This is a genomic window from Bradyrhizobium sp. Y36 (genome assembly GCF_002531575.1).
Taxonomy (GTDB): Bacteria; Pseudomonadota; Alphaproteobacteria; order Rhizobiales; family Xanthobacteraceae; genus Bradyrhizobium.
Genome location: NZ_NWTI01000040.1, coordinates 1 through 10838 on the forward strand (window position 1 = coordinate 1; position 10838 = coordinate 10838).

9 protein-coding genes and 1 pseudogene are annotated in these 10838 nt (G+C 63.1%); 2 read left to right on the top strand and 8 right to left on the bottom strand.

What is annotated here, in order from left to right; all coding sequences use genetic code 11:
- The 8 genes and pseudogenes from CO669_RS34630 to CO669_RS34665 all read right to left on the bottom strand — a co-directional run.
- Window positions 1-279: pseudogene (locus CO669_RS34630) on the bottom strand (carbohydrate ABC transporter substrate-binding protein); the annotation flags it as partial.
- 130 nt (window positions 280-409) lie between these two features.
- Window positions 410-739, bottom strand: a complete 330-nt coding sequence (locus tag CO669_RS34635) for a DUF2160 domain-containing protein (RefSeq protein ID WP_097667076.1) — start codon at window positions 737-739, stop codon at window positions 410-412.
- Between the two features lie 10 nt (window positions 740-749).
- Window positions 750-1493, bottom strand: coding sequence for a carbohydrate ABC transporter permease (locus tag CO669_RS34640; RefSeq protein WP_097667089.1), 744 nt, complete (start codon window positions 1491-1493; stop codon window positions 750-752).
- Window positions 1494-1537: 44 nt separating this feature from the next.
- Window positions 1538-2428, bottom strand: coding sequence for a carbohydrate ABC transporter permease (locus CO669_RS34645; protein ID WP_097667078.1), 891 nt, complete (start codon window positions 2426-2428; stop codon window positions 1538-1540).
- A 3-nt stretch (window positions 2429-2431) separates the two neighbouring features.
- Entirely contained in the window at window positions 2432-3505 is a 1074-nt protein-coding gene (locus CO669_RS34650) for an ABC transporter ATP-binding protein (RefSeq protein WP_097667080.1), read from the bottom strand.
- 2 nt (window positions 3506-3507) lie between these two features.
- Complete coding sequence (locus CO669_RS34655; RefSeq protein ID WP_097667082.1) at window positions 3508-4629, bottom strand: ABC transporter ATP-binding protein; 1122 nt, start codon at window positions 4627-4629, stop codon at window positions 3508-3510.
- A gap of 23 nt (window positions 4630-4652) precedes the next feature.
- Window positions 4653-6434, bottom strand: coding sequence for a thiamine pyrophosphate-binding protein (locus CO669_RS34660; protein WP_097667083.1), 1782 nt, complete (start codon window positions 6432-6434; stop codon window positions 4653-4655).
- 30 nt (window positions 6435-6464) lie between these two features.
- A complete protein-coding gene (locus CO669_RS34665) occupies window positions 6465-7976 on the bottom strand; it encodes an FGGY-family carbohydrate kinase (RefSeq protein ID WP_097667085.1) in 1512 nt (503 codons plus the stop codon).
- Window positions 7977-8203: 227 nt separating this feature from the next.
- On the opposite strand from CO669_RS34665, the gene CO669_RS34670 reads away from it, so the two are divergent.
- Both CO669_RS34670 and CO669_RS34675 read left to right on the top strand, forming a co-directional pair.
- Window positions 8204-9901: a glycerol-3-phosphate dehydrogenase/oxidase gene (locus CO669_RS34670; RefSeq protein WP_158228811.1), complete on the top strand. Its 1698-nt coding sequence runs from the start codon at window positions 8204-8206 to the stop codon at window positions 9899-9901.
- A 2-nt stretch (window positions 9902-9903) separates the two neighbouring features.
- Complete coding sequence (locus CO669_RS34675) at window positions 9904-10680, top strand: GntR family transcriptional regulator (RefSeq protein WP_198964418.1); 777 nt, start codon at window positions 9904-9906, stop codon at window positions 10678-10680.
- Window positions 10681-10838 lie beyond the last annotated feature (158 nt).

The following is a 10838-nucleotide window of genomic DNA, read 5'->3' on the forward strand; positions in this document are numbered from 1 at the left end:
GTGCTTGAGCTTGATCCCGGTGAGCTCGGAGAACGCCTTGGCCAGCGTCTGCGATTCGTATTCGTGGGTGGTGATGGTCTCGGAGACGACGTTGATCTCCATGCCCTTGAAGGGCTCGGCGGCCTTGGCGAACCACTCCAGCTCCTTCTTCTGGTCTTCCTTCGACAGCGTCGAGGGCTGGAATTCCGCGATCCACTTCTGGATCACGGCATCGTCGGCGGCGCGGACCGGCGCCGAGACAGCGAACGACACCGCCAGAAGCGCGGCGGCGCTGGACATCGTCATAAAACTGCTCTTGGTCAATGGACCTTTCCTTCTCCTGAACTGTCGCATGTTGTTCCTCCGTTGCAGCGACAAACTTTTATACAGACCCGGATTGCCCCCGGATCTGGCCGTCCCTTCGCCAGCTTCAGACCGTGCGGAAAATGAGCACGGCCGTCACCAGCGAAATTCCACTCGCGAGCCACAGGCGCGAGATTTCGACGCCGTCCTCGCCGATCGGCAGCGTGGCGATCGCATCGGTGCCGAAGAATCCGATCCAGAGAAGGTGGATGACGGCCGCCGATATCAGCGAGATGAACAGGCGGTCGCCGCGCGTGGTCGGAATACGGAGCACGCCGACGCGCTCGGCCTCGGGATAGACCGCCGCAAGCCAGGTCATCACGGCCAGCGTGCAGGCCAGCGCGGCGAAGAAGATCGCCGTCGGCAGCGTCCAGGCCATCCATGCGATGGAGTCCATTGATGCCTCCTTACACGCGACCGAGCGCAAAGCCGCGCGCGATGTGATTGCGGACGAACCAGATCACGAGCGCGCCCGGAATGCTTGTCAAAACACCGGCGGCGGCCAGCAATCCCCAGTCGATGCCTGTTGCCGAAATCGCCTGGGTCATGATCGCCGGAATTGCCCTGTTGTTCGTCAACGTGCGCGCGAGCAAGAGCTCGACCCAGGAGAACATGAAGCAGAAGAACGCGGCAACGCCGATGCCGCTCGCGATCAGCGGAACGAACACGCGGACAAAGAAGGATGGCAGCGAATAGCCGTCGAGGAAGGCAGTCTCGTCGATCTCGCGCGGGACACCGGACATGAAGCCTTCCAGGATCCACACCGCGAGAGGCACGTTGAAGATGCAATGCGCGAGCGCCACCGCCCACATCGTATCGAACAGGCCGACCGCCGAATAGAGATTGAAGTAGGGCAGCGCGAAGATCGCCGCCGGCGCCATCCGGTTCGACAGCAGCCAGAAGAACAGGTGCTTGTCGCCGAGAAAGCGGTAGCGCGAGAACGCGTAGGCCGCCGGCAGCGCCACCGAGATCGAGATGATGGTGTTGAGGACGACATACCCGATCGAGAACAACAGCCCGCCGAACCATTGCGGATTGGTGAAGATGAAGGCGTAGTTGCGCAGCGTCGGAGACTGCGGAAGGATCGTCATTGTCGTCGTGATCTCGAACGTTGTCTTGAACGAGAGGTTGACGAGCCAGTAGAGCGGCATGACGAGGAAGACGAGATAGAGCAGGATGGTGAACCGGCGCAGGGTCACTGTGCGATCTCCTGATTGTCGCGAGTTGTGATGGCCGTGTAGAAGATCCAGCAGAGACTGAGCGTGATCAGCGTATAGACGATCGACATCGCCCCCGCCTTGCCCAGGTCGAACTGGCCGAGCGCGATCTTGACCAGATCGATCGAGAGGAACGTGGTGTAGTTTCCCGGCCCGCCCCCGGTGACGACGAACGGCTCGGTGTAGATCATGAACGAATCCATGAAGCGCAGCAGGATTCCTATGGTCAGAACGCGCTGCAGCTTCGGGAATTCGATCCGAAGAAAGACCAGCCAACGCGAAGCGCCGTCGATCTTGGCGGCCTGATAGTATGCATCCGGGATGGAGCGAAGGCCGGCATAGCAGAGCAGCGCGATCAGGCTCGTCCAGTGCCAGACGTCCATGAGCACGACCACGACCCAGGAGGCGATCGCGCTGTTCGTGTAGTTGAAAGGAATCCCGACTGCGTTCACGGTCCAGCCGAACAGCCCGATATTGTCGCGCGCATAGAGCTGCCAGATGATGCCGACGACGTTCCAAGGCAGCAGCAACGGCAGCGCCATCAGGATCAGGCAGATCGCGAGCTTGGCGCCTCGCTTGGGCATGGAGAGCGCCACCATCAGCCCGAGAGGCACTTCGATCGCCAGGATCACGCCGGAGAAGGCGAAGCTCCGGCCCAGCGCCGCGTAAAAGCGTCCGCCGAACTCGCTCCCTGGGTTCAGCAGCTCGGCGTACCACTGCACGCCGTTCCAGAAGAACTGGTTGTTGCCGAAGGTATCCTGCACCGAGTAATTGACGACCGTCATCAAGGGCAGCATCGCGTTGAACGCGACGAGACAGAACACGGGCGCCACCAGAAACCAGGCGCGGTTGTCGATCGGCTTTTGCATCGCTCACTCCACCCGATGGCTGTTGCGATAGAGGTGAATACGGGTGCTTTCGGGGACCAGGACGACACCGTCAGACGGGACTTCGTCGTCCTCGCCGGTCACGGCGGAAATTGCCATGCCATCCATCTCGCAATGAACGATCTTGATCCGCCCGATGTCGTCAACCCGCCGCACTGCCGCCGGCAGACCCGGACCGTTGCGCGCGACCTTGAGATGCTCGGGGCGAATGCCGATCTCGTATGTTCCACCTGGCGCGGCGCCATCGAAGCGTGTCGACAATGAAAGAACGTGAGAGCCGACGCGGGCCTGATTGCCGTCGAGTTCGGCAGGAAGCACGTTCATGCCGGGAGAACCGATGAAGTAGCCGACAAAGGTATGGGCGGGCTTGTCGAACAGCTCCTGAGGCGTACCGACCTGGACGACTTCGCCCTGATACATGACGACCACGTGGTCGGCGAAGGTGAGCGCTTCGGTCTGGTCATGCGTCACGTAGATCATCGTCACATCGGTCTCGGCATGGACCCGCCTGATCTGCGCTCGCAGTTGCCACTTGAGATGAGGATCAATCACGGTCAGCGGCTCGTCGAAGAGGATTGCGCCGACATCGGACCGGACTAGCCCGCGGCCGAGTGAAACCTTTTGCTTGAGATCGGCGGTGAGGCCGCGGGCGCGTCGACCCAGCAATGGCTCGAGGCCCAGCATGTGCGCCACCTGGCGGACGCGGGAGGCCATCACATCCTTCGCGACGCCGCGGTTCTGCAGAGGGAAGGCGAGGTTTTCCGCGACCGTCATCGTGTCGTAGACCACCGGGAACTGAAACACCTGGGCGATGTTTCGGGCCTCGGTCGGGATGTGCGAGACATCGCGGCCGTCGAACAGGATTTTCCCGTGGGACGGCGTCACCAGGCCCGAGATGACGTTGAGCAGCGTGGTCTTGCCGCAGCCGGAGGGACCGAGCAACGCATAAGCACCGCCCTGCTTCCAGCTCATGTTCATGGGCTTCAGCGCCCACTGCCAAGGGTGCTGGGGATTGACGAAGTAGCTGTGCGCGAGGTTTTCAAGTTCAATTCGAGCCATGATCAATTCCGGCCGGCGCTTGAGATCGCAAGGGATGGTGCCACAACGAGGTTGTTGCCGGCGTCGAAGACGTAGAAGCGGGCGGGGTCGAGATAGATCGTGATGCGCTCGCCGGGCGGGTGTTCGTGGACCCCCGAGAGGAGTGCGATCCAGCGCTCGCCACCGTCGGTGTCGACGTGGAGGAAGCTGTCGGATCCCGACAGTTCAGCCACCGCCAACTCGCCGGTCACCTTCACCGCCGACCTTGTCCGCGGGAGAAGAGTGACATGGTGTGCGCGAAAGCCGACCGTGTAGCTGCCTGTCGGCAACGCCGCGATCGCCGGCGGTGCTTCAAAACCGGTGACGGCGAGATCGTCTGCAGCAAGGTGCAGACCGGCGCTACCGCCACCCACTGTCATGCGTGCAAAATTCATGGGCGGGTCGGACAGCGTCTGGGCAGTGATTCGGTTCAGCGGCCTGCGGTAGACCTCGGTCGTGTCGTCGAATTGCGCGATCCTGCCTTCGTGCATCGCCGCGGTGCGACCGCCCAGCAGCAGCGCCTCGCTGGGCTCGGTGGTGGCATAGACGAAGATCGAACCGGTCTTGCCGAAGATCTTCGGCAACTCGACGCGCAGTTCCTCGCGCAGCTTGTAGTCGAGATTGGCCAGTGGCTCGTCCAGCAGGACGAGATCGGCATCCTTGACGATGGCCCGCGCGATCGCCGTGCGTTGCTGCTGCCCGCCGGAGAGCTGCAGCGGCGTCTTCTCCAGGACGCCGTCGAGCTTGAGGAGCTTGGCGGCCTCGGTGACCTTTCGCCGGACGTCGTGCCGGTTGAGCCCCTTGGTGCGCAACGGCGCCGCGATGTTGTCGTAGACCGAGAACGCGGGGTAGTTGATGAATTGCTGATACACCATGGCAACGCTGCGCTTGCGCACAGAGCGGCCTGTCACGTCCTCCCCGTTGATGACGATCCGTCCGGCGGTCGGCTGATCCAGGCCGGCCATCAGGCGCATCAGCGAGGTCTTGCCGGCAAGAGTCGGCCCCAGCAGGACGTTGACGGCCCCCTCGTTCAAGGTGAGCGAGACGTCCCGAAGATGGTCCGTCTCGCCGACCCGAAGGCTCACGCGTTGAAGTTCGATAGGCATCCCGCCCCCCTGTCCCTGCGGGCTCAGCCGGATACGCCGTCGGGCGATTTCTTCCACTCGCGCAATTCATAGACCGTGCCGGGTCTCGGCAACGCCTTGCCCGAATGACGGAGGCGCCGACGGAAGCTATGGATCGGCGTGGCGCGTGGATCGATGATCACCTCGAGCACAACCGGACCATCATGCGCGAAAGCCTCGTCCATGGCTTTCTCGATCTGGTCGGGCGTCTTGACGCGAATGCCTTTGAGGCCAAGGGCCTCGGCAGCAGCGGCGTAGTTGGGGCCGCCGTCGAACGACAGATCGACCGATTGGCGCAAGTTGGAAAAATAGAACTCCTCCCACATTTGCAGCCATCCGAGGGTGCCGTTGTTGAGCACGACATTGACGATCTTCATCCGGTTCTGGGCTTGCGTCGCCAGTTCGCCGATGGCGAAGGAATGACCCCCGTCGCCGGCGACGGTCACGACGTGGCCGCCGTTCTTGCCAAGAAGCGCGCCCGCGCCGATCGCCGCCGGGATCGAGTAGCCGAGGCCGCCCTGGCCGCGCGCATAGAGAAAATGCCGGCCCGGCTTCACAGCGGGGACATGAACCCCGATCCATCCGGCAGACCAGCTCGCATCGGAGATCACGACATCCTTCGGACCCAGCCGTTCCGCCAGGGCGCGCATCACGCGCGCCGGATGGATCGGCACCGAGGTCGACGATGCGTCTTCCGAAGTCGCGGCATCATGCTGTGCCTTCACCTTGGCAATGCGGGCGAGCCACTCGGCCTGTGGTTCTGCAGAGAGCTGCGCATCCAGCATCTCCAGGGTGAGGCGGACGTCGCCGCAGAGCGGAACGGTCGGCCGGAAGGTACGACCGTGCTCGAGCGGATCGGAATCGATGGTGATCGTGACCTGGCCGGGAAGCGGCAAGGTCCAGTTCATCGCCGTATTCTGGCTGGCCTTGGAGCCACACCAGATGACAAGATCGGCCTCCTTGATCAGGTCAATCGCGGCGGCAGATCCGAGAGGGTTGAGCACGCCGGCGGCGTAGTTTCGCGTTTCCGGAACCGTCCCTTTACCCGAGAGGCTGGTGACGACCAGAGGCTGGATGCGGTCGGTGATTCGCGTGAGGAGTTCGGCCGCATCCGATCCATGCACACCGCCGCCTGCGATGATCGCGGGACGCTTGGCGCTTTCGATCAGCCGGGCGGCATGGATGATGTCGCTCGCCGGCGGTGCATAGCGGAGCGAAGGAGCCCTGATGGAGCGGCTGTCGATCGTCGGCTTGATCGCCGCTTCATCCCACTCGGCGTCCATCACGTCATGGGGGATGATGAGGACGACGGGACCGGGACGGGGTGCGGTCGCGATCCGGAACGCCGACCGCACCAGGTCAGGCAGCGCCGCGACGCTCGGCACCATGAAAGTCGCCTTGGTGATCGGCTGAAAAAAGGCCGCCTGGTCGAACCCCTGCGACGCAACGCCCTTGGCACGAAGAGACGTCCACGCCAGCGGTAGTTCGCCGACGATGGCGACCATCGGGATCGATGCATTGAGCGCCTCGACCAGGCCGTCGGGCAGCTTGGTGGCTCCTGGACCGACGGTGACGTCACAAACACCGGGCTTGCCGGTCAGGCGGGCGTAAGCATCGGCAGCATAGCCGGCGCTACGTTCGTCGCGGACGAGAATGTGGCGGATGGCGGGTGTACGCCGGGCAATGCCGTCATGCAGGGCCGCAGTCTGCCCCCCGGGCATGCCGAACACGAATTCCACCTCAAGCTGCTGCAGCATCTCCGCAAGCAGGTCGCCAACATGTGCCATCAGAAAAGTCCTTCCATTAGTTACGCCGCGTCAGCGGCCCGCAAAAAGCGCACCTAGCGCTTTCGTTGTCTCACGGAAGCGCATGAACTTCCGGTCGTAGAGCGCGTGCCGGCCATCCTCGGGATCGAAGCGATCGACCACGCGGACCATGCTGTCGACCGCCTGCTGCACGCTGTCGTGCAGACCGACTGCAACCGCCGCCGAGATGGCGGCCCCGCGTGCGCCGAGCTCCGAACCATCGGTGACCTCGATCGGCAGGCCCAGGACGTCGGCGAAGAGCTGACCCCAGATGCGACTGCGCGAGGCGCCACCGGCCAAGCGGATGGATTGCGGTCGCGCGGCATCGGGACCCGACAGCAACCGTTCGATGTCCGTGCGGTGCGCGAAGGCGACGCCTTCGAAGATCGCACGGATCAGATCACCCAAGGTGTTCGCAGCCTGCATGCCGAGAAAGCCGGCCGGCGCTCCTTCGGGGCTGCCAAACAGGTAAGGCAGGAACAGGATGTCGTTGTCTCGCGCGAGCGCATCGGCGACGAGGTCGTTACAGACGTCGTAGATTGATCTTCCGCTGGAAACGGCGCGTGCGGCTTCACCGTCGAGAATATTGCGGCAGAACCATTCGAAGTTCGAGGCGGAGGTGGCAGACCCTTCGGTCGCGAGCAGCCAGCCTTCGATCGGATAAGGCATCTGCAGGAACGGCATCACGCTCGATCGCGGCGACCTGTGCAGGGTCGAGTTGATGCTGAAGGTACCGGCCACCATGCTGAGCTGGTCCGGCCTGGTGACTCCCGAGGCGAGCGCAGAGCCCGCTACGTCCACCACACCCCTCACAACCGCGGTGCCCTGCTTCAGGCCGGTCGCGGCCGCCGCCTCGTGCGTGATGGCTCCGGCCACGTCAATGGAGGGACAGATCGGCGGCAGCTTGGTCCGCCAGCGCGCGAGTCCGAGATCGTCGAGCATGGCCTCGGCATAGGTCGCGGTCGTGACGTCGATGAAGCCGGCAATGCCTGCATCCGTCGGATCGGTCGAACGATCGCCGCACAGCCGCGCGCGCAGGAAATCCTTGCACATCAGAACGGACGATGTCCTGTCGACGATCTCCGGCTCGTGCTCCTGGAACCACGCCATCAGGCTGATCGCCTGACCGGACCAAATGCGCTGCTGAATTCGTGGCTCGTTGCGAGCCACCCGGCCATCGCGGCGCCAGCCGTCGACGATCGCGGCTGCACGGCCGTCTGTCGACACGACTCCAGGCCGCACTGTCCGTCCGTCGCGATCGACGAGGTAGATGCCGCTGCCATAGCCGGTCACCGAAACGGCGGCCACATCGCTTGAAGAGGTTCCCGTGCTCTCGAGCAGGCTCCGCACCGCCGTCGCCGCCGCTTGCCACATGCTCTCGGCGTCTCGTTCGGTGTGATTTGGCTTTGGAAACAGCATGCGATTGGGCTGCCGCACGCAGGCGAATTCGCGCCCCGTTGCGTCGAACAAGGCGGCCTTGGTCATTGTTCCACCGGCGTCAATGCCGATGATGCGCTCCCGCATCTCCCCCTCCCCGTATGTTTTGAACGGTTATCTTGTAATTATATGTAGTCTGGGGGAACGCCTCATTTGCTGTCAAGCATACAAGTCGAGCAACTTGTATTACTGAATTTCAGACGAAAACGGCGCATATCCGTTGAATTCATCCTATCCAGAAGATGCCGCCTTACTACTTGTAATTATAAGTTTGCCTCTCTACCATGGCGGCAAAACGTGAGGGGGGGATTGAAATGCAGGGGCGCGAGGCTGGGCTACTTCGGTTGGCGCAAATACAGAGCCCAGAAGTTCTGATCATTGGCGGCGGAATCAACGGGATAGGCGTGCTCCACGACTTGGCCCTGCAAGGGATTCCGGCACTCCTGGTCGAAAGGGGCGATTTTTGTTCGGGAACGAGCGCAGCGCCGTCACGACTGATTCACGGCGGGCTGCGTTATCTCGAAACGGGTGAATTCTCCCTGGTGCGGGAGTCGCTGGTCGAACGGAACCGTCTGCTGCTGAATGCGCCGCATGCCGTCAAACCGATCCGCGTCTGGGTGCCGCTGCGGGGCGTCATGGCAGGCGTATTCGATGCCGTCGGCCGGCTGCTTCGCCTCAAGCGAAACCCGGGCCCCAAGGGCGCCCTCGTCGTCAAGCTCGGCCTCGTCCTCTACGACCTGCTGGGGCGTACGCTGCAGACCATGCCGCGTCATCGCTTCATCGGATCGGATGAACGGGAGAAGCGGCTGACCGGCCTTGCCCGCGACGTCCGCGCCGTGGCCGAATATTTCGATGCGAAGGTCACCATGCCGGAGCGGCTGGGCCTCGAACTTATCGCCGACGCGGAAGCAACCTGCCCTGAGACGCTCGCACTGCCCTATGTGGAGGTGTTTGGTTCGTCTGGCGACGTCGTTCGGCTGCGCGATGTCATGGGCGGACACGAGTATCAAATTCGCCCGCGCCTCGTCGTGAACTGCACGGGGGCCTGGCTCGATCGCGTCGATGCCCGGCTCGACATCCGCCAGCGTCTGGTCGGAGGCACCAAGGGCTCGCACCTCGTGCTGCGGCATCCCGCCCTTGCCGCACAACTCGGCGACGTCATGCTGTACTTCGAAACGGATGACCACAGAATCTGTCTGGTCTATGCACTTGACGACCGCCATGTGCTGCTCGGGACGACCGATATGCCGACAGACGAGCCCGAAGACCCCGTCTGCACGCAGGCGGAGGTCGACTATCTCTACGCGGCCGTGAAGGAGTTTATGCCGGATCTATCGCTCAGTAACGACCAGATCGTATTCTCCTATGCAGGGGTACGCCCACTGCCGCTGGCCGAGGGAGCCGTCGCCGGCGCGATCAGCCGTGACCATGAGCTGCGGATTTTCGAGCCGGGCCCGACGCGTCCCTTTCCCGTGCTGTCCCTCGTGGGCGGCAAATGGACGACCTACCGAGCCTGTGCCGAACAGATCGCCGACGCCGTCCTCACGCGCATTGGCAAGGCGCGCCGCGGCGGCACGGGGGAAGTCCCGATCGGCGGAGGACGCGGGTGGCCCCAGGACCACGCGGCGCAGTCGCAGGTCATTGCCGACGTCAGCCGAAAAAGCGGGATATCGCCCCCTCGGGCTGCGCATTTGTTCGAGCGCTATGGATCCCGTGCGGCGCGGTATCTCGAAGGGCTGAGCGGTTCGCCGGAAACCATGCTAAGAGAGGCCTCCGACTATTCCGTGCAGGAGATTGCTTTCCTGACGTCGGAGGAAAGAGTCACACGCCTGGACGACATTCTGCTTCGACGGTCCACCATCGCCCTGCTTGGCGGCGCCAGCCCCGCGGCAATCGAGGAGGTCGCGGCGATCGCTGGTGGCGTACTCGGCTGGACGAGCGAGCGGACGCGCGAGGAGATCGAACATGTCCGGCAGCAGCTCGCTCGGCGTCATGTGGTGAGGAGAATCTGAGCTTGGAAGACGACGCGACCCATCAGGCGCCCGTTCGCGAGCGGCAGTACGAAGCCGCCGATCGTAACTCCTCCGCTCCGCTCTGGTCTCAGGTCAAATCCGCGCTGCTTGACATGATCACCACGACACCCCTCGTCGAGCATGCACGCCTTCCGTCAGAGGCCGAACTTTGCGCCCGCTTCAACGTGTCACGAACCGTCGTGCGGGAGGCGCTCAACCAGCTCGTGTTCGAGCGAGTGATCTACAAGCTGCAGGGCAAGGGCGCCTTCGTGGCGAGCCGCCGCGAGGACCAGGATTTTCTAGGATCCAACATCGGTTTCAGCGGCGAATGGCGCGAGCGAAACCGCCCCGTTTCGCGGCGAATCCTGCGTCAGGAGATTGAGCAGGCCGATGAGCGAGCAGCGCACTTCTTGCGGCTCACGACCGACCGCACCGTCATCGGCCTCGATCGCGTTCTCAATGTCGATGGTGTGCCGCGCATCCTCGTCTATACCAAGGTGGTTGCGGCCATCGCGCCGGGACTCGAACGCATCCAGCTCGAGAACCGGTCCCTGTACGAGACGCTCTTCCGCAAATTCGGATTGAAGATGCGCCGTGCCGAGCGGTGGCTTGCGGCCGTCAACGCCAGCGCCCAGCAGGCCCAGTTGCTGGGCGTTGCACCGGAGACGCCCCTCATCGCGATCGAATCGATCAGCTTCGCTACCCATGAAGAGCCGGTCGAATATTACATTGCCTATTACCGCACGGATACCGGACGCCTGCATTTTTCGGTCGGCTGATCTTCGATCTTGCTCTGCCCGCAAAACGCAATCACTGGAAATACAATGAAAAAGGCCGGGATCGCTCCCGGCCTTTCGCATTTGAGGATGCTCGACGCGCTTACTTCGCTTCCGCGCGCTTCGGCGGGGTTGCCGGCCACGACTTGATCAGCGTGTCG

Bases quoted from the DNA above. Each gene is read 5' to 3' on its own strand.
- CO669_RS34635 (WP_097667076.1), bottom strand. From the start codon at position 739: ATGGACTCCATCGCATGGATGGCCTGGACGCTGCCGACGGCGATCTTC.
- CO669_RS34660 (WP_097667083.1), bottom strand. From the start codon at position 6,434: ATGGCACATGTTGGCGACCTGCTTGCGGAGATGCTGCAGCAGCTTGAG.
- CO669_RS34650 (WP_097667080.1), bottom strand. From the start codon at position 3,505: ATGGCTCGAATTGAACTTGAAAACCTCGCGCACAGCTACTTCGTCAAT.
- CO669_RS34645 (WP_097667078.1), bottom strand. From the start codon at position 2,428: ATGCAAAAGCCGATCGACAACCGCGCCTGGTTTCTGGTGGCGCCCGTG.
- CO669_RS34670 (WP_158228811.1), top strand. From the start codon at position 8,204: ATGCAGGGGCGCGAGGCTGGGCTACTTCGGTTGGCGCAAATACAGAGC.
- CO669_RS34655 (WP_097667082.1), bottom strand. From the start codon at position 4,629: ATGCCTATCGAACTTCAACGCGTGAGCCTTCGGGTCGGCGAGACGGAC.
- CO669_RS34640 (WP_097667089.1), bottom strand. From the start codon at position 1,493: ATGCCGCTCTACTGGCTCGTCAACCTCTCGTTCAAGACAACGTTCGAG.
- CO669_RS34665 (WP_097667085.1), bottom strand. From the start codon at position 7,976: ATGCGGGAGCGCATCATCGGCATTGACGCCGGTGGAACAATGACCAAG.